This window comes from Streptomyces sp. NBC_00887 (genome assembly GCF_045207585.1).
Window position 1 is genome coordinate 7,300,400 of the sequence record NZ_CP108788.1, and the last position, 25,412, is coordinate 7,325,811.

Below are 25,412 nucleotides of genomic sequence, written 5' to 3' on the forward strand. Positions count from 1 at the left end.
GATACCCCTGCGTCATGATTGCCGCCCTTCTCCCCGACATCTGGTTCTTCGCGGCGGCCACGGCTGTCACGTACATCACGGACTGGTTCCTGCACCAGCGTGGCAGTTATCTGGTCAACCGGCTCGGCAAGGTGCGGGCGGGACTCTCGATCCGGTTCCTGCTCCGCCAGTTGATGATCATCCTGCTGCTGGCGCGGCTCGATCTCGCCGAGGAACCGCTCTTCTACGCGGCGGTCGCCTGCTTCCTCGCCTTCTACGGTCTCCAGGCACCGCACGGCGCCCTGACGACGCTCATCCGGCTCCGCCGCACGATGCCGATCGTCACCCGCAACGTGGACCTGCACGCCGTCCGCATCGCCGACGCCCCGCCGCGCGCGCTTCTGCACCGCTCCGCCGAGAAGATGCTGCACCTGGACATCCCCGCGGTGGCCGGCATCCTGATCGCCGCCGGAACGGGGCAGGAGATCATCGGGTTCGTCGGAGCCGGAGTGACGGTTCTGCTGGCCGTCGTCTACAACGCCCTGCTCGTCCCGTACCTGCGCCGGGCCCGCCGGGTGCCGACGGCCCCCGCCGTGCTCAAGGCCCTGGACACCTGGCTGACCGAGTACCAGCCGACCGTCGTCCTGTACTTCTCCGGCTCCAACGAGTCGGCGTACCAGGTCAACATGTGGCTGGACACCATGGCCGGCATAGAGGGCCGGCCGCTGATCGTCATGCGGGAGCGCCCGCTGGTGTCCATGCTCGCCGAGACCTCCGTACCGGTGGTCTGTATCCCCGGGGGCACGCACCTGATGAATCTGAACCTCTCCACCGTGCGGGTCTGCCTGTATCCGGCCAATGTCGGCAAGAACATCCACATGCTCCGCGTCCCGACGATGAAGCACGTCTTCGTCGGGCACGGCGACAGCGACAAGCTGGCCAGCGTCAACCCGTACTCCAAGGTGTACGACGAGGTGTGGACGGCCGGCCGCGCGGGTCGCGACCGCTACGCGCTGGCCGACGTCGGCATCCGCGACGAGGACATCGTCGAGGTCGGACGTCCGCAGCTGGCGCCCATCACGCGCTGGAGCGGCACCGCGAAGAACCCCATTCCGACGGTGCTGTACGCCCCGACCTGGGAAGGCTGGGACGACAACCCCGGCAACACCTCCCTGCTGCTGGCCGGCGAGAACATCGTCCGCAGGCTGCTCGACGCGGACGAGCCCGTCCGGGTCATCTACAAGCCGCACCCCTTCACCGGCATCCGCAGTGCCAAGGCCAAGGCCGTGAACGCGCGGATCGCTGCCCGGGTGGCCAAGGCGGCCCAGGCGCGCGCCGCCGACCCCCGTTGGGCCGGGGAAGCCGGCACGGCCGCCGCGGATCAGCGTGCGGCGCAGGCCGAGCTGGCGCGGATCGGGGCACGGCTGGACGTACTGGCCCGGCCCGGCCGGGCCGGTGGGGACGAGTCGGAGGAGTCGCGGGTCTCGCTCGCCGACCCGGCACGCCAGGCCGAGATGGCCACCCTGCGGGCCGAGTGGAACGACGCGTACTGGCGTTCCTTCGGCTGGTGGGAGCACCGGACGGTGACCGGCTCGCAGCCCAAGCTGTACGACTGCTTCAACCAGGCCGATGCCATGGTTTCGGACATCTCCAGTGTGGTGTCCGACTTCATCGCGAGCGGCAAGCCGTACGCCGTCACGGACTCGGCGGAGCTCGGCGCGGATGAGTTCAAGCGCCAGAACACCGCCGTACGGGCCGCCGTCGTCCTCTCCAACAGCGCCGAGGAGATCGGCGAGTTGCTGAGCGCGGTCCGCGACCCGAAGACGGACCCGCTGGCCGATGCCCGCCGTGAGCTGAAGAGCTATCTGCTGGGCCCGGACGAGCCGACGTCCCTGGAGCGGTTCGACGCGGCCGTGCGGGCGCTCTCGGCCAAGGCCGAGGCGCGCAACGCGGGCGTCGCCCAGCGCATCGGGGAGCAGCCCGCCCCCCTGGTCGACCCCGAGGCCTCCTCCAGCGGCGTCGGCGACGGTGCGGCCGCGGTGACCGCGGAGGCAGTGGCAGCGGCCGACCCCGATGAGACAGCCGCTTCGCAGGCCGACGCGAGCATCGGTGCAGGTCCCACCATGTCTCGTTGATGGCCTGATCGATATCGGCCAACAGATGTAATCCAGCCGTCATCCAGATGTTCGAAAGTCGTCCGGATGACGATGCAACCCCCTCGACGGCCCGTCCGTCTCCTCCTTCGGGAGGGGAACGTACGGGCCGTTCGGCGTGCCCGTACACAGAGCAGGTGATCGAACGGCGCTCTATCGTTTCTCCTGATTGATGCGTAAATGTACAGACCGGGGAGAGATGAGCAGCAGCACGCCAGATGTCAGCGTCATAATCGGGGCCTATGAGGCGATGCCCTATCTGATCCGCTGCCTGGAATCCGTCGAAGCGCAGACGCTTCCCGCCGGGCGCATGGAGATCGTCGCCGTCGACGACGGCTCCACCGACGGGACGGGGGAGTACCTGGAGGAATTCGCCGCCAGGACCGCGATCGACATGCGTGTCGTCCGCCAGGAGAACTCCGGCGGGCCCAGCGGCCCGCGCAATGTCGGCCTCGGACTCGCCCGTGGCCGGTACGTCTTCTTCCTCGACGCGGACGACTACTTCGGCGAGGAGGCCCTGGAGCGGATGGTCGCGATGGGCGACCGGGCCGGCACGGATGTGGTGCTGGGCAAGGTCGTCGGAGTCAACCGCGGTGCAGCGAAGTCGATGTGGAAGGAAACGGTCGAACGGACCGACGTCCACTCCTCCAACATCAAATTCACGCTGAGTGCCCAGAAGCTGTTCCGGCGGGAACTCCTCGTACGGTTCGGAATGGCCTTCGACGAGGGACTGAAGACCGGCGAGGACGCGCTCTTCACCATGGAGGCGTACCTGCGGGGCAACGGCGTATCCGTCGTCGCCGACCACGTCTGCTATTACCTGGTCGGCAGGGAGGACGGCAAACACGTGACGAAGAGCGGCAGTTACCTGCTGCGCTTCGATTCGGCCCGCGCGTTGATGGGGCTCATCGCCGAACACGTCCCGCCCGGGCCCAAGCGGGACGCCCTGATGGTCAGGCCGTTCGTCGTCACGCTGCTCCCGCAGTTCGGCCCGGTGCTCCTCAAGCAGTCCGAGGCCGTGCGGGCCAAGAAGATGGAACTGGGCGCCCCGTTGCTGGAGACCTACTGGTCGGCGGGGCTGGCCGGACGCCTCAGGGTCCAGGAGCGGTTGCGCATGCTCTGCGTGTCCAAGGGCCGGCTCGATCTGCTCCTGGACATCCTGCGGTTCATCAGGGACAAGCACGAGCCGAAGGCCGTCCGGAAGGGGCTCAGGGGTCGGCTGTACCTGGCCTATCCGCACTTCGGGGAGGGCGCGGGGCTGCCCGACTCGGCCTACGAGGTGACCGTGACCGAACGGTTCGCCGGCGGGCGGACCGAGGCGCCGCCGGTCACGCAGTCCACTGCCGTCTTCGTGCGGCGCCTGGCACGCAAGGCCCGCAGGGTGGCCCGGACCACCCTGCGCATGCCGCAGCGGGCGCACAAGGTCTGAGCCCGCGCAGGCGTGGGGCCCCGCGTGCCCGCCGCGACAGTGGACTTCCTTCCGTTACTGCTCGGGGCGCAGCAGCTTCCTGACGGGACGGCCCACCACGCGTCGGGCGCGCCGGTAGGCCGACGGCCGGGCGGCCGCACCGTCACCCGCCTGCACCTTGATGCTGACGGGGCCGCTCTTCCTGTCGAGCTGGCTCCTCAACATGGTGTTCTGCGCGGTGAGTTCCTCCATGCGGCTCTGCATCCAGCTGAACCGGCCGCTCAGCGACTCCGGATCACTGTCGATCCAGGGGCGCACGGCAGGCGGGAAGGAGAGCTTGCCCAGCTGCGCGTCGAATGCCGCGCCGCCGTCGCCGTGGGTGAAGGTGTTCTCCAGGCCGTTCCTCTCCATGAATCCGGTGAAGCGGAGGAAGCGTTCCTTGTGACCGTTCACGAGCTCACCGAAATCGGCCGCCGCGTACAGATCGGCGGGGTCGATGTCCTTGGGGGTGTCGGTGATCTTGCGGTGCGGGATGCCGAAGTACCTGCACAGCTCGAGGGTGCGGGAGTCGCTGCAGAGCACGGTGCTCGGCACGCCGGCCAGCAGCGCAGAGATGTTCCCGTGGATGCGGGAGCCGAACGAGAAGTCGTACGCGCGCAGTTCGTCGATCCAGGTGACCGGGTCGACGTAGAGCCTGACCTTGCCCTCGCGGTACATGGGGTGGGACGGGTGGGTCGGCATCGAGGTCTGGGCGCCGATGGGGTTCGACGTCTCCCGCCAGTGCAGCAGTTGGGCCTCGAGCAGGTTCTGCCCGATGAACCGCAGGTGCGGATAGCGCTCGTGCGCCTGCCGGATGATGGCGTCCAGGCCGTGCGCGCGTACGGCGCTGTGCGAGCCGTTCACCGAGATCAGGGAATCCGCGGTCAGCGCCTCGGTCTTCTTCTCGACCCGGAACGTGTCGCCGTTCAGGAACATGGAGGGGCAGCCGATGACTTCGACGTCCCGGAATCCCATGTCCTTGAGGTACTGCTCGGTGAACTCGCCGCGCACACCGATGGACGCGCTGCGGTTGAGTACTTCTGTGACGAATTCCCTGACGGTCGGCTCCATCGGCTTCAGCCGGGACGCGTCGTAGGTGAGGGAGGCCTGCGCCCCGACACCCAGAACGACGACGGGAATGCGCAGCTTCTTGATCAGCTGCGTCATCCGCTTCAGCGGCCGCTCGAAGGTCGGGCGGAAGGCATTGGCGAGAGGCACGACGAATGCGTCGTACTCCTCGTTTATGCGCTCGGCCGCCGACGGGTCCGTACGGATTCCGTTGGAGAACACCTCTGCCCGCGGAGTCGTCAGAATCTTGTGCGCCGCGTCGCTGAAGATCAAGTTGCCCGCGTTGGTCGCGAAGACATCTCTGTGGAGGGATTGTTCGAGCGAGGCCACATCGAAGGGGCTTTTGCCCGATCTGAGAAGAATGCGCCTCTTGCGGGAAGGTTCATCTGTCACGTGTAAAGCGTAGCCCGATGAATGACCGGTGGAGATTACGTAAATGGCTCACTTCGGTGGCATGTCACAGGGCGTCACCGAGAGGTCCGTCGGCCCTGAGACGGCACAGCGCCACTCAGGCCTCCTCGCGTAGATTGTGGTCACCGAGCAGGACGACGTGATGGGGACGGGCGTACGTGTCAGGGGCAAGGGATACCGAAGGCGCACTCCGCACACCCTCCGGGGACGGCGCGGGGCGGAGGCCGGGCGTGACCGACGCCCGCAGGATCGTGGTCAAGGTCGGATCCTCCTCGCTCACCACGGCGTCCGGCGGTCTCGACGCCGACCGGGTCGATGCCCTCGTCGACGTACTCGCCAAGGTCAGGAGCGGCGGGGAGCGCGAGATCGTCCTGGTCTCCAGCGGAGCCATCGCGGCCGGACTCGCCCCCCTCGGACTCGTCCGCAGACCCAAGGACCTGGCCCGCCAGCAGGCCGCGGCCAGCGTAGGGCAGGGCCTGCTCGTCGCCCGCTACACGGCGTCCTTCGCCCGCTACGGCGTACGCGTCGGCCAGGTGCTCCTCACCGCCGACGACACGAGCCGGCGCGCCCACTACCGCAACGCGTACAGCACGCTCGACCAGCTCCTGGAGATGGGCGCGTTCCCCGTCGTCAACGAGAACGACACCGTGGCCACCGACGAGATCCGGTTCGGCGACAACGACAGGCTCGCCGCGCTCGTCGCCCATCTCGTCCATGCCGACCTCCTCGTCCTCCTCTCCGACGTGGACGGCCTCTACGACGGGGACCCCAGTACCCCCGGCACCTCCCGCATCGCCGAGGTGAGCGGTCCCGCGGATCTGGAAGGCGTCACGATCGGCAGCGCGGGCAAGGCCGGCGTCGGCACCGGCGGCATGGTCACCAAGGTCGAGGCCGCGCAGATCGCCACCGCCGCCGGGGTCCCCGTCGTCCTCACCTCCGCGAGCCGGGTCGCGGACGCCCTCGCCGGCCGCGACACCGGCACGTACTTCCACCGCACCGGACGCCGCTCGGCCGACCGGCTTCTCTGGCTGGCCCACGCGTCCACCCCGCTGGGCGCGCTGACCCTGGACGACGGAGCCGTCGAGGCCGTCGTGGAGCGCCGCACTTCTCTGCTGCCGGCCGGCATCTCCGCGGTGGAGGGCGAGTTCTCCGCAGGGGATCCGGTGGAGCTGCGGGATTCCGGCGGCCGCGCCGTCGCCCGGGGGCTCGTCAACTTCGACGCCAAGGAGATCCCCCAGCTGCTCGGCCGCTCCACCCGCGACCTGGCACGGGAGCTCGGCCCCTCGTACGAGCGCGAGGTCGTACACAGGGACGATCTCGTCGTCCTCGCGCCCCGCCTCACCCCCTGAAACGGCTGAAAGTCCAGCCTTCGGGCAGAGACCTTCACCAAAACCGCCCCACACCCGGCCCCGGGCTGGTCAACTTTGTCACGGGGATACAAGGGGTCAGCACAGCTACACATTCACAGGAGGCCGCCGGTGAGACGAGCGCGCCCGGGGGCGCTGCCCCGCGGAACGGGCAGCCGCGCCCTGACCAGCGTCGGAGCGGGGGCCGATTTCGGCGGTCCGCGCAGCGACCAGACCCTCGAGCAGGAACCGGCGGTGACGGAGGAGGAGCGGACCCAGTCGAAGCTGTGGCACATCACCCTCAGCGTCTCCGGCAGCGAGACCCCGCTGAAGGAGGTCAGACGCGGCCTGGAGCAGCTGGCCCACGACCACCCGTTTCTGCTGACCAGCCGGTACGCCAACGACCATGCGGAGATCCGCTACTGGGAAGAGGCGCGCGACCTGCACGACGCGGCGGCGGTCGCGCTGCGCCTGTGGGGTGAACACCGATCGAGCGCCAGGCTTCCGCCATGGGAGATCGTCGGCCTGGAGGTCATCGACCGGGAGACGTACCACCAGCGCATCGCCGAGGGCTACGGCCCGCCACCGGCGGCCCCGGTCGGGGTGCACCCGTACTGACCGGGCGTACGTTGCAGGGTGCACAGGTACCGGCGTGCTTGTCTCGCATCACGGGATACGTGACGGATGCCCGCAGTGTGCGCACTACCCTGCGGGCATGACCACGCTTTCGCCGTACGACAACATGTCCCCGGTCGCCAAGGCCGCCTACCGGGCACGCGCCGCCGCCGCCGACATCGCCCCGCTGCCGCGCTCGGCGAAGGACGATGCCCTGCTGGCGATCGCGGACGCGCTCGAGGTGCGTACCAGCGAGATCGTCGCGGCCAACGCCGAGGACGTCGAGCGCGCACGCGAGGCCGGTACGAGCGAGTCGATCGTCGACCGGCTCAGCCTCACCCCTGAGCGGATCCGCGCGATCGCCGCCGATGTGCGCGATGTGGCGGCCCTGCCCGACCCGGTCGGCGAAGTGGTACGCGGATCCACCCTCCCCAACGGCATCGACCTCCGCCAGGTGCGGGTACCGCTCGGCGTCGTCGGCATCATCTACGAGGCCCGGCCCAATGTGACGGTCGACGCCGCCGCCCTCTGCCTGAAGTCCGGGAACGCCGTGCTGCTGCGCGGATCGTCCTCCGCGTACGCCTCCAACACCGCCCTCGTACGGGTACTGCGCGACGCCGTGGGCGGGTCGGGCCTCCCGGCCGACGCGGTGCAGCTGGTTCCCGGGGAGAACCGCGATTCGGTCCGCGAGCTGATGCGCGCCCGCGGCCTGGTCGACGTGCTGATCCCGCGGGGCGGCGCCTCTCTGATCCGTACGGTCGTGGAGGAGTCCACCGTCCCCGTCATCGAGACCGGCACAGGCAACTGCCACGTGTACGTGGACGCGCAGACGGACCTCGACATGGCCGTCGACATTCTGATCAACTCCAAGGCTCAGCGCCCCAGCGTCTGCAACTCCGCGGAGACGCTCCTGGTCCACCAGGACGTCGCCGCGGACTTCCTGCCGCGGGCCCTGGAGGCGCTGGCCGAGTCCGGGGTCACCGTGCACGGTGACGAACGGGTGCTGGAGTACGCGGAAGGTTCCAAGGCCACCGTCGTCGCGGCGACGCCGGAGGACTGGGAGACCGAGTACCTCTCGTACGACATCGCGGCGGCCGTCGTGGACTCGCTGGAGGCGGCAGTGGCGCACATCCGGCTCTGGTCCTCGGGCCACACCGAGGCCATCGTGACCACGTCACAGGCAGCGGCCCGCCGGTTCACCCAGTTGGTGGATTCCACGACGGTCGCCGTGAACGCCTCCACGCGCTTCACGGACGGCGGGCAGTTCGGTTTCGGCGCGGAGATCGGCATCTCCACGCAGAAGCTGCACGCCCGCGGGCCGATGGGGCTGCCGGAGCTGACCTCGACGAAGTACATCGTCACCGGCGACGGCCACATCCGGTAACCCGGTACACCCCGGGCGGGGCGGTCGAATGTGTGGGCTCTCTGCCCAAAACGCCCCGCCGGGGCTACGCTGAAGCTGTGCCGGACGACGTGGGGGGCAGGCCGTTCCCGGACGGTTGGGAGCCCGACGACGACCGCGGGGGCGCGGACGAGGACTTCGCCTCCGTGGTGTTCGACGAGGACTTCGTCCAGTCCGCCGAGATCCACGAACCCACTGCCGTGGAGCGTCTGCTCGCCGCCGCGGAGGCCCGTGCCGAGGCCGAGGCGGCCGGGTGGCGTTCGCGCGGCGGCACCATGGACGACGACCTCCATGACGACGGCTACGGGCCGGACGGCCTGTACAGCCGTGAGCGGGCCTTCGGGGAGTCGCGTGACCTGGACGGCCCCGACGGTGATTACGAGGACGAGAGCGGCCCCTACGGGCGTCACGGCGGGGCTCTGCGCCCCTACCGGGGTGCGGCGCGCTGGCACCGGCCGGTCGCGTGGATGCTGGCCGTGCTGATGGGGATCGGCATGGTCGCACTGGCCTTGAGTGCCGTCTACCGTGGTGCTGCGGGCAACCGTCAGGACCAGATCCCGCCGCCGGTGACGAGCGGGGTCGACAAGCCCGGCGTCGGCCCCTCCGCCTCGGCCGACTACTCCCGCCCGGCGGTCTCCGCGATCCCACGCACGCCGTGATGTAGGTCGTTGCGCCCACCTATATGCCCGCCGTCGCACACAGGCGTGACGTACGGGCGTGACGCACGCCGTTGCACACGGGCGGGAGCAGTCAGCCGCGGATGCGCGTCATGAGCGGACGACGGCGCCGAGCGGTGGCGGATGGGCGTGGGCACCGGGCGATGGGGCGGGCCGGCGAGCAGGCCCGAGGCGGACCGCGGGGCAGACCGCGCGGCCTCCGGCGCATCGGCTCCCGCGACACGGTCTCCGGGGCGCAGCGGCCGGCGTCACGCGGGTGGGGTAATCCGGTGGGGCCGCCGAAGGCGTAACCCGGTGGCGTAACCGCGGGTCTCCCCGACTGCGCTCCCACCTGCACGGCGTTTACCTTGATGACGATCGACCCAATCTGAAGGTATGACCCCGTGATCCCTCCCCCTCCCCCGTCCCCGTCCCCGGGGAGAGGGCCCCTCGCTCATCCCTGCGTCGAACCCGTGACGGACAGGTCGGCCCGGTGCCTATCGGCTGAGGTGGGCCCCAGCGCCCGCCCTCGCCGGTGGCGTGGAGATCGGGAGAAGTCATGACAGGCCGCGGAGAACCGCCGGAAGGTCCGCCCGAGAACTCCTCGAGCGGCGAGGACGAGTACCGCTCCCTCGTCTTCGACGAATCGTTTGTCCGTGCTGCCCGTCTGCAGGAGTTCTCCGCCCAGGAACGGATGGGCGAACACGCCCGCGCCGTGCGTTCCCTGCCCGGCCGCGCCGGCCGCCGGCACTCCAGGGCCGCTGTCGCCCTCGTCGTGCTCATCGCGCTTGCTTTCGCCGCCGCGGTCTACGTCGGCTTCCGCGACCCCTATCCGACGCCCGCGGGCAGGCATGCCGAGCCGTTGCGGACGACTCTGATCCCTCTCGCTCCCCGGGGCGCCGTGCCCGGCGGGACCCCTGACACGCTCTTCGCCACCGGTCCGGCAGTGGGATTCCGGAGCGGCGCGGCCGGCATCAACCTGCCGGCGGTCCGGCGGACGAAGAACTTCTCGGACAGCCAGGTGACGACAGCCCTGATCACGGTCAAGGACTACCTGGTGGAATCCTCGCTCGACCCCGATGTGCTGACCGGTGGAATCGTGCGGCCGGTCGGACGGCTGATCGACCCGGACCAGACGCCCCAGTTCGACAGGAGCATGAACGCACCCGACGGGGACGGCCAGCACATGGCGACGGGCTGGCTCGTGCGCTTCGACCCGGCAGAGGTGGAGCTCGCGGACCCGGAGATACGGGTCCAGGGCACGCTCTCCTACGCGGAGGCGGGGTCGGACACCCTGGAGGTGGTGTCCGACCACACCTTCACGTACGCCCTGCGCCCGGCCGTATCCGGCCGCCACCGAGCGGACGGCGCGTCACTGTTCACCGTGCGGCGCGAGATGCACTTCTTCGTGGACCGGGAAGACCTCCGGCTGCACCGGCTGGAGGTGCGGAGCGCCTACGTCCAGGCCGGCCCGCAGGCGTGTTCCGCCGATGCGGCAGGCGCATTGCGTCCGCTGTTCGCCGGCCAGCGTGCCGACACCCGGGGCCCGGCCGGTACGGACCCGTATGCCACGGGCCTGCCCACCGCGGCGCTGTGCGGCACCCTGGAGGTCAGCTCCCCGCCGGCTCCGAGCCCTCTTCCGGGTCCGGACGCCTCCAAGTCCCACCGGAGCCGTCCGTAGAGTCCGAGGACGGGGCTCCGCCCTTGCCCGCGGCCCCACTGCCGTTGCTCCCGCCACTCGCCCCGGTGAACTTGTCCCGAAGCTTGCCCCCCAGGTCACCCGCACCGCCCGCGATGTCACCGACGAGCTTCATCAGCGGGTCCTTGCTGGTGCGCACCGTGTCCGCGTAGTGCGATGCGGACTCCCGGAAGGAATCCGTCACCGAGGTGTCCTTGTCCTCTTCGCGCTTGGGGTAGTGGCCGTCCATGATCCGCTGGTACTCGCGGGTCTCCGACCACTTCTTCAGCTCGGCCGCCCGCACCGTGGTGAAGGGGTGCGAGCGGGGCAGCACATTGAGGATCTTGAGCACGGAGTCGCGCAGATCGCCGCCCTTCTCGTACTCGTCGGCCTGGGCGAGGAAGGCATCCACGTTCATCTCGTGGAGGTGATTGCCGCCCGCGATCTTCATCAGGCCGCGCATCGACGCCTGCTGGTCCTGCCCGACCAGAAGTCCGGCCCGGTCCGCGGACAGCTCCGACTTGCGGAACCACTCGCGCAGCGCCGTCACGATCGCCATGATCGCGACGTTGCCGAGCGGGATCCAGGCCACCTTGAGAGCAAGGCCGGTCAGGAAGAGAAGTATCGTCCGGTACACCGCGTGACCGGAGAGCGCGTGGCCCACCTCGTGGCCCACGACCGCCCGCATCTCCTCCTCGTCGAGCAGCTCCACCAGGCCCGTCGTCACGACGATGATCGGCTCGTCGAGACCGATGCACATGGCGTTCGGCTGCGGGTCCTGATTGACGTACATGGGCGGGACCTTCTCCAGGTCCAGGATGTAACAGGCGTCCCGCAGCATGTCGTTGAGGTGGGTGAACTGTGCGTCGCTCACCCGGACGGAGTCCGACAGGAAGAGCAGCCGCAGACTGCGCTCCGGGAGCAGTCCGCTGAGCGCCTTGAACACGGTGTCGAAACCGCTCAGCTTGCGCAGGGCCACCAGGGCCGAGCGGTCCGCCGGGTGTTCGTACGCCCGGGAGGAGATACCCGGGAATCGCCTGCGCTGCCTGCTCGGCACGCTCTCGTGACTGTTGTCGGTCATGGATTCCCCCTGCTTAGTACGAGACGTCGCTCGTCCCCCTGACAAAACCCAGCGTAGGCGCTGGCGCTACGGTGTGCGGGGGGCTGTGGATAACTTTGAGGAGCGCCCGAAATGCCGTACACCGTCGCAGTGCTCGCTGCCGCATCCGAGGACCAGGGACCCGGCAATACGCTCCGCGTCGTGCTGCTCGTCTCGCTCGTCGGAGCTGCCCTGCTCGCCTGGTTCCTGCTGCGCGGATACCGCAACGACGACAACAACGACTGAGTCGGCGTGAGCGTGCCCGTGGCGCCCGCATACGATGTCCGCGACGTCTTCCTTCCGACTCCCGATCGATAGGTCCTGCCGAAGATGAGCCTCACGAGCACCGCGCACCAGCTGGTCACCCTCGCCTCCGAAGGTGGCGAGCAGGGTGGCAACCACGAAAGCCTCAGCCCGTACCTCACCGGCGGCGGTGCGTTCGTCGCGCTCATGCTGCTTCTGTGGATCACGACCCGCTTCAACCGAGACCGCTGAGGCAGAGGCGAACAGCTGTGCCAGTAGGGTCTGCACGCATGGGAGAGCAGGAAGTGCCTACCGGCCGCGGCAAGCGCCGACTCGGCGTGATGGGCGGGACGTTTGACCCGATCCACCACGGACACCTGGTGGCGGCCAGTGAAGTGGCCGCCCATTTCCACCTCGACGAGGTGATCTTCGTCCCGACGGGGCAGCCGTGGCAGAAGAGCCACAAGAACGTGTCCCCGGCAGAGGACCGCTACCTGATGACGGTCATCGCCACGGCGTCCAACCCGCAGTTCTCGGTCAGCCGCAGTGACATCGACCGTGGCGGACCGACGTACACCATCGATACGCTTCGGGACCTGCGTGCGGTCCACGGCGACGCGGACCTCTTCTTCATCACCGGCGCCGACGCGCTGTCCCAGATCCTCACCTGGCGTGACGCGGAAGAGCTCTTCTCGCTCTCCCACTTCATCGGTGTGACCCGGCCGGGTCATGTCCTCACGGACGACGGACTGCCCGAGGGTGGCGTCTCGCTCGTGGAGGTACCCGCGCTGGCGATCTCGTCCACAGACTGCCGAGCGAGGGTCCAGCAGGGGGATCCTGTCTGGTACCTGGTGCCGGACGGTGTGGTCCGCTACATCGACAAGCGCCAGCTGTACCGCGGCGAATGAGCCACGGAGAGGGGCACCGGTGAACGACCGACAGAACCCGTACGACCCGTACTACCAACAGCAGCCGCAGATCATCGGCTACGACGAGTACGGGCAGCCGGTCTACCAGCAGCAGGGGCAGCAGCCGTACGACCCGTATGCCCAGCAGGCCCAGCAAGCCCAGCAGGACGGGCAGACGCAGCAGGCCCAGACGCAGCAGGCTTACGGGGCCGGCCAGGGTTACGGCTACGACCCGTACGCGGGTACGCAGGAGTACGACCCGTATGCCCAGCAGCCCCAGCAGCCCCAGCAGCAGGGCTACGACTACGAGGGCGGCTACGGGAGCTACGGCTACGACACCGGCCGGCAGCCCGCCGTCGACGACTCCACCCAGCAGTGGAACGCCCCGCAGCCCCAGAGCGCCCCGATGGCCGCACCACCGGAGCCCGAGCCCCGGCGTGCGCCCGAGCCGGCGCCCGAGCCCGTCGTGCCCGAGCAGCGCCGCGCCGACCGCGACTACCGCACCGAGCAGTTCTCGTTCATCGAGGAGCCCGACGAGGACTCCGAAGACGTCATCGACTGGCTGAAATTCACCGAGAGCCGCAGCGAACGGCGCGAGGAAGCACGTCGCCGCGGGCGCAAGAGGATCGTCGCGCTGATAGTCGTCATGGTCCTCGTGGGCGTCGGCGGGGTCGGCTACCTCTGGTACGCCGGCAAGATCCCAGGCCTCTCGGACCAGGACAAGCAGAACACCACGGCGACGGGCCCGCAGCAGCGGGACGTCATCGTCGTCCATCTGCACAACACCAAGAAGGGCGGCACCTCCACGGCGCTGCTCGTCGACAACGTCACCACCAAGCAGGGCACCACGGTCCTGCTTCCCAACTCGCTCTCCGTAGCCACCGACGACGGGTCCACGACCACGCTCGGCAAGTCCGTCGACGACGACGGGTCCACCGGCACGCGCGAGGCGATCGACACCCTGCTCGGCACCAAGATCAGTGGCACCTGGCGGCTCGACACCCCGTACCTGGAGAACCTCGTCGAGCTCGTGGGCAACATCGAGGTCGATACCGACATCGACGTACCCGATGTGAAGAAGGGCGCGTCGCCGCTCGTGCGGAAGGGCGAGGCGCAGACGCTGAGCGGCCAGATGGCCGTCGTGTACGCCACCTACCGGGGTCCCGGTGAGCCGGAGGCGAAGCAGCTGCTGCGGTTCGGACAGGTCATGCGCAGTGTTCTGCGCAAGATGTCCGAGGACCCCAAGGCCGCCACGGTCACCGTGGAGACCCTCGCGCAGATCCTCGACCCGTCGCTGCCCGAGCAGGACCTGGGCGCCTCGCTGGCGAAACTCGCGGGGCACGCCAAGGTGGGCGACTACAAGACTGCGCTGCTCCCGGTCCAGGACGACGGCACCCTCACGGACAAGGCGACGGAGAGCGTCGTCAAGGACATCCTGGGCGGCACCGTGAAGGCCCCGGACCAGGGCGCGGCGGTACGGGTCGGAGTCAAGAACGCCACGGGCAACGCGGACGGCACGGAATTCGCCAGAGTCCAGCTGGTCAACGGCGGATACGCGTTCGTCGACGGCGGGAAGGCAGGCGCCGCGGCGTCGTCCCAGGTCGTCTACCGGGCCGCCGAGGACAAGGCGAAGGCGGTCGAGGTCGCCAAGACCCTGGGTCTGCCGACGAGCTCGGTGAAGCAGGGCAAGCCCGCGGCGAATGCCGACGTGTCCGTCGTGCTCGGCCAGAACTACAAGATCAAGTAGCACCCGGCGTAAACGTCGTAAGGGCTGTCGGCGGTCCGTGAGACCCTAGAGGTTGATCTGACCGCCGACGAAAGCCTGCATGTGACCGCCACGGACCGCTCCATCGAGCTCATCAACGCTGCCGCCCAGGCGGCAGCCGACCGGCTCGCGCACGACATCATCGCCTACGACGTCAGCGACGTGCTGTCGATCACCGACGCCTTCCTGCTGGCCTCGGCTCCCAACGACCGCCAGGTCAAGTCGATCGTCGACGAGATCGAGGAGCGACTGCAGAAGGAGCTCGGCGCCAAGCCGGTACGCCGCGAGGGCGACCGCGACGCCCGCTGGATCCTCCTCGACTACGTCGACATCGTGATCCATGTCCAGCACAGCGAGGAGCGCGTCTTCTACGCGCTCGAGCGTCTGTGGAAGGACTGCCCCGAGATCGCCCTCCCCGAGGACGCCCTCAAGACCCGAGGTAAGGCCGAGGAGCACGCCCAGCTCCACGGTGTCACGGAAGGTGAGCAGAGCTGAACGGCAGCACGGGCGGCAGAGGCCGCAGGATCGTCCTTTGGCGGCACGGCCAGACGGCGTGGAACCTGGAGCGCCGTTTCCAGGGCTCCACGGACATCGAGCTCACCGAGGTCGGCGTCGGACAGGCCCATAGGGCCGCCCGGCTGCTCGCCTCGCTGAAGCCTGACGCCATCGTGGCCTCGGACCTGCAGCGGGCAGCGGCCACGGCTGCCGAGCTGGCCTCGATCACCGGCCTCGAAGTCGCACACGATTCCGCACTGCGCGAGACGTATGCGGGCGCCTGGCAGGGTCTCACCCATGAGGAGATCGTCGGCCGGAACGGCGAGCAGTACGCCGCCTGGAAGCGCGGGGAACCCGTGCGCCGGGGCGGTGGCGAACTGGAGACCGAGGTCGCCGACCGGGCTGCTCCGGTCGTCCTGGAGCACGCCGCCAAGCTGCCTGATGGTGGCACGCTCGTCGTGGTGAGCCACGGGGGCACGATCCGGACGACGATCGGCAGGCTGCTCGGTCTGGAGGCGTACCACTGGGAAGGGCTCGGCGGGCTCTCCAACTGTTGCTGGTCCGTGCTCGGCGAAGGTGCGAGGGGCTGGCGACTGCTTGAGCACAACGCCGGGACACTCCCCGAACCGGTGCTCGGCGACGACGATTAGCGGGTGTCCGGAGGGTGTCTCCGGGCCGCGCCGGAGGGTGTCTCCGGCCCGCGGGGGCCGGATTTCACTTTCCGGCTGGTCGCAGGCTAAAGTTCTTCTTGTTCGCAGCGCGGAAACGCAGGGAAACACAGCGAACAGCGGGGCTATAGCTCAGTTGGTAGAGCGCCTGCATGGCATGCAGGAGGTCAGGAGTTCAATTCTCCTTAGCTCCACAATCACAGGATCCCGTCCCCAGTAGGGGACGGGATCCTTTGTCGTGCCGTCGGTCGTGCGGTCGGTCGGGCGGGTCCGGGGCGTGGCAGAGCTGCCGTCCTGAGGGCCGGAGCGCCCTCCCCATCCCTCCTTCTCCCCGCGGGAACGTATTCAAGCCTTCTTCGCGGGCGCGATGGCCGGTTCCGTACGGCTTATACAGGCAGTCCGGCGGTCGGCGGGCTGACCCCCTTGCGGGGCCATGGCAGAATCGGACCGCCGGAGGGGGCGATGGACCGATCGGGAGGGAGCGCGATGCCTGCGAGCCGCGTACAGGTCCCGGACCTGCCCCTTACCTCCAAGGCGCCCCCCGGCCCGGAGGCCCCGCAAGAGGCCCCCCACGCGCGCACGGCCTGCGGCCACAGTCGGAGCTGACCGATGGGTGCACACAGGCGGAAGTGCGACTGGTGCGGCAGCGGTACGCCCATCGTCAGGGACATGGATCCGGTCAATTCGGAGTTCCAGTACTGGTGCGAGGAGTGCGCGCGGGCGCTGATCATAAAAGGCGACCCCATCGAGACGTACCGGGAGCTGGAGGGGGAGCCCATCTACGGACGGCTCCTGGAGGAGCACTGCACCCTCAAGCGGTTCTACTCCTTCGCCACTGCCTGACGAGGTCCGAGTGGCCGGACCTCTCGCTGGTCAGGGCCTCCCCGGTCGGGCAAATCGGGGCAGACCGGAAACGATTTGGTGAAGGGCCGGGGGGACCGTGTAATGTTCTCGATGTCGCCGGGGGAACCGGGCGATAAGCGAGGGGCTATAGCTCAGTTGGTAGAGCGCCTGCATGGCATGCAGGAGGTCAGGAGTTCAATTCTCCTTAGCTCCACAGTGAAGAAGCGGTCCATCCGAATCGGATGGACCGCTTCTTGTTGTGCGCCGCAAGCGGTGGGGTGGGGCTCCGGATCAACTGCGTCCGCTGCCCAGGGCCTTCCGCTGGGCGCTCGGGAGCGCCGGACGTTCGGCAGGGGCCTGCTCGATGCGGAGGGCGAGCTCCGGGCATCGCCGTACGGCGCGCTGGGCGCGGCCCCGCAGATGCATGGGAACGGCCGTGTCCGCGAGCGCGGGGTAGCCGTCGGGACCGAGTCTGATCAGTTCGGGCACGATGTCCGCACACAGTCCGTGGCCACGGCAGAGCGTCCAGTCGACCGCCAGCTTCTCGCCGCTCGGAATCGACTCCTCCAGGTCCTCGTAACCGGGAGCGGGCAGGGGCAACACCCCGAGCGTCTCGCGTCCGCAGCCGCCGCCGAGGACATGCGCCGCGAGGTCGTCCGTGAACGCGGACAGGGTTGACGCCAGGAAGCGCGCCGAGCCGTCCGGATGCTTGCACGCCCCCCGGCCCTTCACTGCCTGAGTCACCTCCCGCAGCGCCTCGAGGGCGGCAGGTCCACCGCCGTTGAGCACGTCGGAGAGTCCGCCGGCAGCGGCCGGCAGCCCCAGCTTGCACGGCCCGCACTGGCCCGCCGTTTCGGCCGCCAGCCAGTTCGCGATGCGCAGCGACTCGCCGATAGGGCAGGTCTCCGGGCCGATCGGCAGGATGGCCCCCGCGCCGAGCGCACCCCCCGCCGCAGCCAGGGACGCCCGGGAGACGACGGCGTCGTGCGAGGCGTTCGCATCGATCCAGTTGCCGTGATAGCCACCGGTGAGCACGCCCTGGGGCAGCGGCGGCGCACCGGCCAGCTGCAGGACGTACCGCAGGGGCACTCCGGTGGGCACCTCGATGACCATGGGGCGCGCCACGGCCCCGGAGACGGTGAGCAGGACCGTGCCGGGCTCGTCGGGCAGGCCGGTGTGCCCGTAGCGGCGGGAGCCTATCCGGGCCGCGACTGCGAGCTGTGCGTACGTCTCCGCGTTCGAGAGCAGGGTCGGGGCGCCGGCCACTCCGGACTCCGCCGCGCGCTCCCGGCGGCCCGGCGGCAGTGCGGGGCCACCGTTCACCGCCCGGATGACCGCGGAGGCCTCACCCGAGACCATGCGCTCCGGGGTGCGAACGACCCGGGCGCGCAGGTGCTGTCCCCGCCGGTCCGACAGCCCGCGCTCCGCCAGGGCGGCGCGGATGGAGATCTCCGTGGAGTTGCGGGTGACGGCGACGACCAGGGTGCGCGCGCCGAGTGCCTCCGCCGCGAGGAGGGCGCCGTCGAGGATGAGATGCGGTGCGCGGTTGAGCAGGACGGTGTCCTTGCGGCAGGCGGGCTCGCCCTCACTGCCGTTGATCACGACGACAGGCCGCACTCCACGCCGGATGGAGGCCTTCGCCACGGCGCGGAGCTTCTTGCCGAACGGGAAACCTGCGCCGCCACGGCCGCGCAGGGAGATGGCCTCGGCCAGTTCGGCAAGGCGCTCGCCGTTCATCGGTTCGAGCGGGCCGTGCACCTTCAGGTGCATGGCGAGATCGATCCGCTCGACCAGGTCGAAGCCGGTCGTCAGCTGGGGAAGGCCGACTACACGGACCTCGGGTACATCGGGGAGGGGGACATTCACGGTCGGTCTCCTGCGGGTGCGTGCCAGGGCTCTCCTGCGGGAGGCGGATAGAGCCCTGGCAGCTGTTCGGTGTCAGCGTTGCCCCGGGCGCCACTGCCGTCGTATCCGGACGGGTCGACCGTGGGGACGTAGCCGGTCGAAGTGGCATCGGGGTAGGCGTAGGCGGTTTCGGTGTACAAGGGTGTGGCGTAGGCGGTTTCGGTGTACGAGGGCGTGGCGTAGGCGGTTTCGGTGGGCGAGGGTGTGACGTACTCCGTGGACTCCTGGGTGCGCGCGTAGGCGTGCTCGGGATCGTAAGAGGGGTCGGGGCCGTAGGGAGGCCTGAGCGCCTGCGCGGGGGGCGCGGGGGACGGTGCGGGCCAGAGGCCGTCGGCCGCACGTTCCTGCGAGGGCTCGGGCGGCCGGGAGACGGCGCGATAGGCGGCGGAGATGCCCGGCCCGGGTCCCGGTCCCGCTGTCGCCCCTGCCGCCGTTGTGGCGTCGAGGCCCGGACCGAGCCGCTCGGAGCTGCGCGGCGGGGCTTCGTACAAAAGGGTCTCGTCCGGCGTAGCCCCGTACTGCGGTGCCTCGTACAGGGGCGGGGAGGGGGCGGCGAGCGTACGGGGACGGACGGGGGTGCCGCGCACCTCGCGGTCGTCCCCCCACCCGGGCGCCTCGGGCGGCAGCCCCTGTCGCCGCTGTCCCTCGCGCGACTGCCGAGGCAGGTTCTCCGCGCCGGGGAGCGGGGAATTGCGTATCACCGGGTCGGGTTCCTGGGGAGGGCCGTCGGGGCTGATCAGGGTGGTGACCAGATTGGTGATCAGACGTTTGGTCGGGGCGGGCAGCAGCCGTAGGCACAGTGCGGCGGCCACAGCGAGCAGGCAGAGGCTGTACATGACGACGACCCAGGTCGCAGCCTGACGACCGGCGTACAGACCGTGCAACAGTGCGGAGCACCAGGCCGGATAGGCGAGCGCGTGCAGCGCACGCCAGCGGCCGGCGATCTTCCCTGGGGTGGCGAAGGCGCTGCGCATGGCACCGGTTGCCGCTGCGACGATCATCAGCAGGCCGGCCAGCGAGCCGAAGCCGATGAGTCCGGCCGTGCCGCTCACGCCGAGGCCGAAGGGTATGAGGGCACCGATCAGTTCCACATGCCCGAGCGAGACCTTCACGGTGCCGTGGAGCAGGAGGAAGCCGAGCGAGGTGACAGCGGCGGCCCGGTGGATGCCCTGGCCGATCAGCCGCTGACGGGTCGAGAGGAAAATCCGGTCGGTGGCCAGCAGGCCCCAGGCGACCGCAGCAGTGAGCGACACCAGCGTCAGGACACCGGTCGTGAAGTCGAGTCCGGCGCGGAAGCCGTCGCTCCCTGCGACGGCGAGCAGAGGGAGGAGCACCAGCGCGGCGACGGTCAGTCCGCCCTGCACCGGGCGGCTCAGTCCTGGGCTGCTGCTCATTGAGGGTGATGAGCGGATCCTGCGATGAGGCTTCATGGGGGCGACTCCGAATGGTTCGGCAAAGCGGTCCCGTTGCCGCATGCTAAGTCGCTGCATACCGGCCAGTACGAGGTTTGAGTTGTTGCCCCGATAGAGGGCAGTACGCGGAGTAACCCCCGGAGTGTGTGGGTACTGCGCAGAGATCGTGGTGAAGTCGTGGGGCCTCGGCCTGTGTGCGCGACGCCCCCGCGGGTCCCCTGTGACGGGTATGTGCCCGGCGGCGTTCCGGGGCTGTGCGGTACCCTGACGCCATGCGTGCCGTACGCCTTCTGCTCAGCGAGCCGCGCTGATCACTCCCGACCGGTGAGAATGCCTGGTCGGACTCGGCGCGGCGTCCCCTCCTGTGCGAGGGGATTTTTCGTTTCCGTAGACGTGTGTCCGTAGACGTGGGCGCCGGCAGATGACGATCGATGGAGCTTTGAGGATCATGAGCGAGACGAATTCCGCAGTCGAGGTGGCTGCGCCGCACCGCTACACGGCAGCGATGGCCGCCGACATCGAAGCACGCTGGCAGGACTTCTGGGACGCCGAGGGGACGTACGAGGCACCGAACCCCACCGGTGACCTGGCGGACAATCCGGAACTGGCCGCCAAGCCGAAGAAGTTCATCATGGACATGTTCCCGTACCCCTCGGGCGCGGGTCTGCACGTCGGCCACCCGCTGGGCTACATCGCCACCGATGTCTACGCCCGCCACCAGCGGATGACCGGGCACAACGTCCTGCACACCCTGGGCTTCGACGCTTTCGGGCTGCCCGCGGAGCAGTACGCCGTGCAGACCGGTACGCACCCCCGGGCCTCCACCGAGGCCAACATGGAGAACATGAAGGTCCAGCTGCGCCGGCTGGGCCTGGGACACGACAAGCGCCGCTCCTTCGCGACGATCGACGCGGACTACTACAAGTGGACCCAGTGGATCTTCTTGCAGATCTTCAATTCCTGGTACGACACCGAGGCCGACCGGGCCCGCCCGATCGCCGAACTGGTCGCCCAGTTCGAGAGCGGTGAGCGCCCGGCGCCGGACGGCCGCGAGTGGAGCGCGCTGAGCACGGCCGAGCGCGCCGATGTCCTGGGGCAGTACCGCCTGGCGTACGCCTCCGACGCACCCGTCAACTGGGCGCCGGGGCTGGGCACCGTACTGGCCAACGAAGAGGTAACGGCCGACGGCCGTTCCGAGCGGGGCAACTTCCCCGTCTTCAAGGCCAAGCTGCGCCAGTGGAACATGCGCATCACGGCCTACGCGGACCGGCTGCTGGACGACCTGGACGGGCTGGACTGGCCCGAGGCCATCAAGCTGCAGCAGCGCAACTGGATCGGTCGCTCCGAAGGTGCGCGCGTCGACTTCCCGGTCGACGGAGCCGGTGACATCACCGTATTCACCACCCGTCAGGACACCCTGTTCGGTGCCACCTACATGGTGCTGGCACCCGAGCACGAGCTGGCTGAGCGGATCATCCCTGCGGCCTGGCCCGAGGGCACCCACCCGGTGTGGACCGGTGGTCACGCGAGCCCCGCCGAGGCCGTGACGGCGTACCGCAAGCAGGCCGCCGCCAAGTCCGACGTGGAGCGCCAGGCCGAGGCCAAGGACAAGACCGGCGTCTTCACCGGCGCGTACGCGACCAACCCCGTCAGCGGTGCGAAGGTCCCTGTCTTCATCGCCGACTACGTCCTGATGGGCTACGGCACCGGCGCGATCATGGCCGTACCCGCGCACGACGCGCGGGACTTCGCCTTCGCGCGCGCTTTCGAGCTGCCGATGCGCTGCGTCGTCGAACCGTCGGACGACCGCGGCACCGACCCGTCGACCTGGGAGAACGCCTTCGCCTCGTACGAGGCGAAGCTGGTCAACTCGGCGAACGACGAGATCTCGCTGGACGGTCTGGGAGTCGTCGACGCGAAGGCGAAGATCACCGAGTGGCTGCAGGAGCACGGCGTCGGAGAGGGCACCGTCAACTTCCGGCTGCGTGACTGGCTGTTCAGCCGGCAGCGCTACTGGGGTGAGCCCTTCCCGATCGTGTACGACGAGGAGGGCATCGCCCACCCGCTGCCCGAGTCGATGCTGCCGCTGGAGCTGCCCGAGGTCGAGGACTACTCGCCGCGCACCTTCGACCCGGAGGACGCCGACACCCAGCCCGAGACCCCGCTGTCCCGGAACGCCGACTGGGTCAACGTCACGCTCGACCTGGGCGACGGCCCGAAGAAGTACCGCCGCGAGACCAACACCATGCCGAACTGGGCGGGTTCCTGCTGGTACGAGCTGCGCTACCTGGACCCGAACAACGACCGGCAGCTGGTCGACCCGGCGATCGAGCAGTACTGGATGGGACCGCAGGAGGGCCAGCCGACCGGTGGTGTCGACCTGTACGTCGGCGGCGCCGAGCACGCCGTGCTGCACCTGCTGTACGCGCGTTTCTGGTCCAAGGTGCTGCACGACCTGGGACACGTCTCGTCCGCCGAGCCGTTCCACAAGCTGTACAACCAGGGCATGATCCAGGCCTTCGTGTACCGGGACAGCCGTGGGATCGCCGTCCCGGCCACCGAGGTCGAGGAGCGCGACGGGGCGTACTACCACCAGGGCGAGAAGGTCAGCCGTGTCCTGGGCAAGATGGGCAAGTCCCTGAAGAACGCCGTGACGCCCGACGAGATCTGCGGCGAGTACGGGGCGGACACGCTGCGCCTGTACGAGATGGCCATGGGCCCGCTGGACGTCTCGCGGCCGTGGGACACACGGGCCGTGGTGGGCCAGTACCGGCTGCTGCAGCGGCTGTGGCGCAATATCGTCGACGAGGAGACCGGTGAGGTCACCGTGGTCGCCACGGAGCCCGACGAGGACACGCTGAGGGCGCTGCACAAGGCCATCGACGGTGTCGGCCGGGACATGGCCGCGATGCGCTTCAACACCGCCATCGCCAAGGTCACCGAGCTGAACAACCACCTGACGAAGTCGGGCGGCCCGCTGTCGCGGTCGGTCGCCGAGCGACTGGTGCTGCTGGTCGCACCGCTGGCTCCGCACGTGGCGGAGGAGCTGTGGCGCCGGCTGGGCCACAGCGAGTCCGTCGTGCACCAGGACTTCCCGGTCGCCGACCCGGCATACGTCGTGGACGAGACCGTGACCTGCGTGGTGCAGATCAAGGGCAAGGTCAGGGCACGCCTGGAGATCTCCCCGTCGATCACGGACGAGGAGCTGGAGGCGCTGGCGCTGGCCGACGAGAGCGTCGTGGCCGCGCTGGGCGGAGCCGGCATCCGCAAGGTGATCGTGAGGGCTCCGAAGCTGGTCAACATCGTCCCCGCATGACGGCCGGGGCCCGTTGACCCGGTCCGGTACGGCTCAGGGACCGCTTCCGGCGGTCGCGGCGCCGTACCGGACCGGCCTTGGGGCTTTCCCCTACGGGCAGGTTGGGGGTTCCGATGGAACCCCTGGCCTGCCCGTTCCGTTTACCGTAGAAGGGGCGGCCGCACACCGGCAGCCGAATCGAGACCGAGGGGCGTTCATGCAAGCCGTGATCCTGATCTTGACGCTGCTCTTCGTCGCGTTCATGGCGCTCGGGGTGTACGCCGGAGTGAAGGCCGTCCGCGCCGCCAAGCGCGGCGTGGACCGCACGATCACGCAGGCGCGCCGCTCCGTCGAGGACACCGCGCTGCGGGCCAAGAGCTACGGCCAGCCGGGCGTCCAGGGGGAGCTTGCGCAGCTGCGGCTCGCTCTGCGGACGTCGATGCGGGCCACCCAGGACGCACTCGGTGCGGGGGTGGCCGAGGATTCCTCGCTCTCGGAGTCGATAGGACTCTTCCAGCGGCTCAGCGCGCACGGACGAGAGCTCGACAACGAAATGAAGAGGCTGGAGCGCGAGCCCGACCGGGCGACGGTCGCCACGCTGCTGCCGAGCCTGAAGGAGCGCACGGAGCGCATCACGCACTCGGCGGAGTCGCTGCGCTGGGCGGCGCGTGACCGGGCGCTGCGGTTCGCCGACGACGACCTGGCGGCGCTGAACGCCCAGATCGACGTGGAGGCGGGTGCCCTGCGGCATTGGACGACGGAGGAGCCGTCGACGCAGGACGGTGCGACGGCGCAGAGCTGGAGCGGCCCGGCAGACGAGGAGGCACCGCCGGCGCTCACGCCGCCGGACCCGCGACTGCAGACCGGGTACCCGTGGCAGAAGTCAGCCAGGCCGGAGACCAGGAACTGACCCGGAACGCCAGTGACACGCCAGTGACCGGGACCGGCAGGAATCTTTCCGGACCGACTGGGAATGATCGGCAGTCCGGGCGCGAGCTGCCGTGCCCCCGTCCCGGAAGGTACCCTCCGGCTCATGTCCCGCCATGTCGCGATCGTCACCGATTCAACGGCCTACCTGCCGCGCCAGACGATGGAACGGCACGGCATCACCGCAGTGCCCCTGACCGTTGTCCTGGGTGACCAGGCTCTGGAGGAGGGCACGGAGATCTCGGCCAGGTCGCTGGCTCTGGCCCTGCAGAAGCGCCGCTCCGTGACCACGTCCCGGCCCAGCCCCGAGGTCTTCGCCGCCACCTACCGTGCCGCGGCCGAGGCCGGAGCCACGGGCATCGTCTCCCTCCACCTGTCGGCCGAGTTCTCGGGCACGTACGACGCCGCACTGCTCGCCGCGAAGGATGCGCCGGTGCCGGTACGGGTGGTGGACACCGGCATGGTCGCCATGGCGCTCGGATTCTGTGCGCTGGCCGCGGCGGAGACGGTCGGGGCGGGCGGTGACCTGGACGCGGCGGTGGCGGCGGCGGAGAAGCGGGCGGCCGGAACATCGGCCTACTTCTACGTCGACACACTGGACTACCTGCGCCGGGGTGGGCGTATAGGCGCCGCCCAGGCGCTGCTCGGCTCCGCGCTCGCGGTGAAACCGCTGCTCACGCTGGACGGCGGACGTATCGAGCTGCTGGAGAAGGTGCGGACGGCGTCCAAGGCGATCGCACGGCTCGAGGAACTCGTCGCCGAGCGGGCCGGTTCGGGGGCGGTGGACATCGCCGTGCACCACCTGGCCGCGCCTGAGCGGGCGGATCGGCTGGCGGAGCGGCTGCGCGAGCGGGTTCCGGGGCTGGTCGAGCTGCATGTCAGCGAGGTGGGCGCGGTGATCGGGGCACATACCGGACCCGGGCTGTTGGGGGCAGTGGTTTCGCCCCGTTGATCCCGCCGTTGGTCGCACCCGTCGAACCAGCCCGTTGATCCTGTCCTTTTTGATCCCGTCTTTTGGTCCCAGCCGTGGAGTCCTCCAGTTGGTTCTGGTGATCCTGCCCTGCGTCCGGCCGTCGATCTCACTCCAGCGAGTGAGG

21 protein-coding genes and 2 tRNA genes are annotated in these 25,412 nt (G+C 69.4%); 19 read left to right on the top strand and 4 right to left on the bottom strand.

Annotated features, from left to right (window positions below; all coding sequences use genetic code 11):
* The first annotated feature begins 14 nt into the window (after nucleotides 1-14).
* Complete coding sequence (locus OG844_RS33250; RefSeq protein ID WP_406395369.1) at nucleotides 15-2,114, top strand: hypothetical protein; 2,100 nt, start codon at nucleotides 15-17, stop codon at nucleotides 2,112-2,114.
* 217 nt (nucleotides 2,115-2,331) lie between these two features.
* The gene (locus OG844_RS33255) at nucleotides 2,332-3,561 is read left to right on the top strand and encodes a glycosyltransferase family 2 protein (protein ID WP_406395370.1); all 1,230 of its coding nucleotides are present in this window, start codon (nucleotides 2,332-2,334) and stop codon (nucleotides 3,559-3,561) included.
* 54 nt (nucleotides 3,562-3,615) lie between these two features.
* Here OG844_RS33255 and OG844_RS33260 read toward each other — a convergent pair whose 3' ends face one another.
* Nucleotides 3,616-5,040, bottom strand: coding sequence for a polysaccharide pyruvyl transferase family protein (locus OG844_RS33260; protein WP_406395372.1), 1,425 nt, complete (start codon nucleotides 5,038-5,040; stop codon nucleotides 3,616-3,618).
* A 248-nt stretch (nucleotides 5,041-5,288) separates the two neighbouring features.
* Between OG844_RS33260 and proB the strand changes: the two genes are divergently transcribed.
* The 5 genes from proB (at nucleotide 5,289) to OG844_RS33285 (ending at nucleotide 10,758) form a co-directional block, all read left to right on the top strand.
* Nucleotides 5,289-6,407, top strand: a complete 1,119-nt coding sequence (gene proB / locus OG844_RS33265) for a glutamate 5-kinase (protein ID WP_406395373.1) — start codon at nucleotides 5,289-5,291, stop codon at nucleotides 6,405-6,407.
* A 129-nt stretch (nucleotides 6,408-6,536) separates the two neighbouring features.
* Nucleotides 6,537-7,022 carry a hypothetical protein gene (locus OG844_RS33270; RefSeq protein ID WP_406395375.1) on the top strand — a complete coding sequence of 162 codons (486 nt, stop codon included), beginning with the start codon at nucleotides 6,537-6,539 and terminating at the stop codon, nucleotides 7,020-7,022.
* A gap of 97 nt (nucleotides 7,023-7,119) precedes the next feature.
* Nucleotides 7,120-8,403, top strand: coding sequence for a glutamate-5-semialdehyde dehydrogenase (locus tag OG844_RS33275; protein WP_406395377.1), 1,284 nt, complete (start codon nucleotides 7,120-7,122; stop codon nucleotides 8,401-8,403).
* Nucleotides 8,404-8,480: 77 nt separating this feature from the next.
* Nucleotides 8,481-9,080: a hypothetical protein gene (locus OG844_RS33280; protein WP_406395378.1), complete on the top strand. Its 600-nt coding sequence runs from the start codon at nucleotides 8,481-8,483 to the stop codon at nucleotides 9,078-9,080.
* A gap of 556 nt (nucleotides 9,081-9,636) precedes the next feature.
* Nucleotides 9,637-10,758 (top strand): hypothetical protein, encoded by a 1,122-nt coding sequence (locus OG844_RS33285; RefSeq protein ID WP_406395379.1) that lies wholly within the window; start codon nucleotides 9,637-9,639, stop codon nucleotides 10,756-10,758.
* On the opposite strand, the gene OG844_RS33290 is transcribed toward OG844_RS33285, so the two are convergent.
* Nucleotides 10,688-11,836: a M48 family metallopeptidase gene (locus OG844_RS33290; protein WP_406395381.1), complete on the bottom strand. Its 1,149-nt coding sequence runs from the start codon at nucleotides 11,834-11,836 to the stop codon at nucleotides 10,688-10,690. The two genes, OG844_RS33285 and OG844_RS33290, sit on opposite strands and share 71 nt — an antisense overlap.
* Before the next feature lie 111 nt (nucleotides 11,837-11,947).
* Between OG844_RS33290 and OG844_RS33295 the strand changes: the two genes are divergently transcribed.
* The 9 genes from OG844_RS33295 to OG844_RS33335 all read left to right on the top strand — a co-directional run bounded on the left by OG844_RS33295 (nucleotide 11,948) and on the right by OG844_RS33335 (nucleotide 16,990).
* Nucleotides 11,948-12,100, top strand: coding sequence for a hypothetical protein (locus OG844_RS33295; RefSeq protein WP_351178289.1), 153 nt, complete (start codon nucleotides 11,948-11,950; stop codon nucleotides 12,098-12,100).
* Between the two features lie 84 nt (nucleotides 12,101-12,184).
* Nucleotides 12,185-12,349 (top strand): hypothetical protein, encoded by a 165-nt coding sequence (locus OG844_RS33300; protein WP_189541543.1) that lies wholly within the window; start codon nucleotides 12,185-12,187, stop codon nucleotides 12,347-12,349.
* A 38-nt stretch (nucleotides 12,350-12,387) separates the two neighbouring features.
* Nucleotides 12,388-13,005: a nicotinate-nucleotide adenylyltransferase gene (gene nadD, locus OG844_RS33305; RefSeq protein WP_329211163.1), complete on the top strand. Its 618-nt coding sequence runs from the start codon at nucleotides 12,388-12,390 to the stop codon at nucleotides 13,003-13,005.
* Between the two features lie 19 nt (nucleotides 13,006-13,024).
* Nucleotides 13,025-14,752: an LCP family protein gene (locus OG844_RS33310; protein ID WP_406395384.1), complete on the top strand. Its 1,728-nt coding sequence runs from the start codon at nucleotides 13,025-13,027 to the stop codon at nucleotides 14,750-14,752.
* An 81-nt stretch (nucleotides 14,753-14,833) separates the two neighbouring features.
* On the top strand, nucleotides 14,834-15,265 hold the full coding sequence (rsfS, locus tag OG844_RS33315; protein ID WP_056785448.1) for a ribosome silencing factor: 432 nt from the start codon (nucleotides 14,834-14,836) through the stop codon (nucleotides 15,263-15,265).
* Nucleotides 15,262-15,915, top strand: a complete 654-nt coding sequence (locus OG844_RS33320) for a histidine phosphatase family protein (protein ID WP_406396346.1) — start codon at nucleotides 15,262-15,264, stop codon at nucleotides 15,913-15,915. The genes rsfS and OG844_RS33320 overlap by 4 nt, the downstream gene beginning before the upstream one ends.
* A gap of 139 nt (nucleotides 15,916-16,054) precedes the next feature.
* Nucleotides 16,055-16,127: transfer RNA gene (locus tag OG844_RS33325), tRNA-Ala, on the top strand.
* Between the two features lie 415 nt (nucleotides 16,128-16,542).
* Nucleotides 16,543-16,776 (top strand): hypothetical protein, encoded by a 234-nt coding sequence (locus OG844_RS33330; RefSeq protein ID WP_329211167.1) that lies wholly within the window; start codon nucleotides 16,543-16,545, stop codon nucleotides 16,774-16,776.
* Between the two features lie 141 nt (nucleotides 16,777-16,917).
* A tRNA-Ala gene (locus OG844_RS33335) sits at nucleotides 16,918-16,990 on the top strand.
* A gap of 77 nt (nucleotides 16,991-17,067) precedes the next feature.
* Here the strand turns inward: OG844_RS33335 and OG844_RS33340 are convergent.
* Together OG844_RS33340 and OG844_RS33345 are read right to left on the bottom strand one after the other, a co-directional pair.
* Nucleotides 17,068-18,642, bottom strand: a complete 1,575-nt coding sequence (locus OG844_RS33340; RefSeq protein WP_406395387.1) for an NADH-ubiquinone oxidoreductase-F iron-sulfur binding region domain-containing protein — start codon at nucleotides 18,640-18,642, stop codon at nucleotides 17,068-17,070.
* Nucleotides 18,639-20,075 (bottom strand): hypothetical protein, encoded by a 1,437-nt coding sequence (locus OG844_RS33345; RefSeq protein ID WP_406395389.1) that lies wholly within the window; start codon nucleotides 20,073-20,075, stop codon nucleotides 18,639-18,641. Before OG844_RS33345 ends, OG844_RS33340 begins: the two co-directional genes overlap by 4 nt.
* A gap of 466 nt (nucleotides 20,076-20,541) precedes the next feature.
* Here OG844_RS33345 and leuS point away from each other — a divergent pair, with 466 nt between their 5' ends.
* The 3 genes from leuS (at nucleotide 20,542) to OG844_RS33360 (ending at nucleotide 25,267) form a co-directional block, all read left to right on the top strand.
* A complete protein-coding gene (leuS, locus tag OG844_RS33350) occupies nucleotides 20,542-23,409 on the top strand; it encodes a leucine--tRNA ligase (protein WP_406395390.1) in 2,868 nt (955 codons plus the stop codon).
* A gap of 196 nt (nucleotides 23,410-23,605) precedes the next feature.
* A complete protein-coding gene (locus OG844_RS33355; protein ID WP_406395392.1) occupies nucleotides 23,606-24,298 on the top strand; it encodes a hypothetical protein in 693 nt (230 codons plus the stop codon).
* A 123-nt stretch (nucleotides 24,299-24,421) separates the two neighbouring features.
* A complete protein-coding gene (locus OG844_RS33360; protein WP_406395394.1) occupies nucleotides 24,422-25,267 on the top strand; it encodes a DegV family protein in 846 nt (281 codons plus the stop codon).
* Nucleotides 25,268-25,412: the final 145 nt, after the last annotated feature.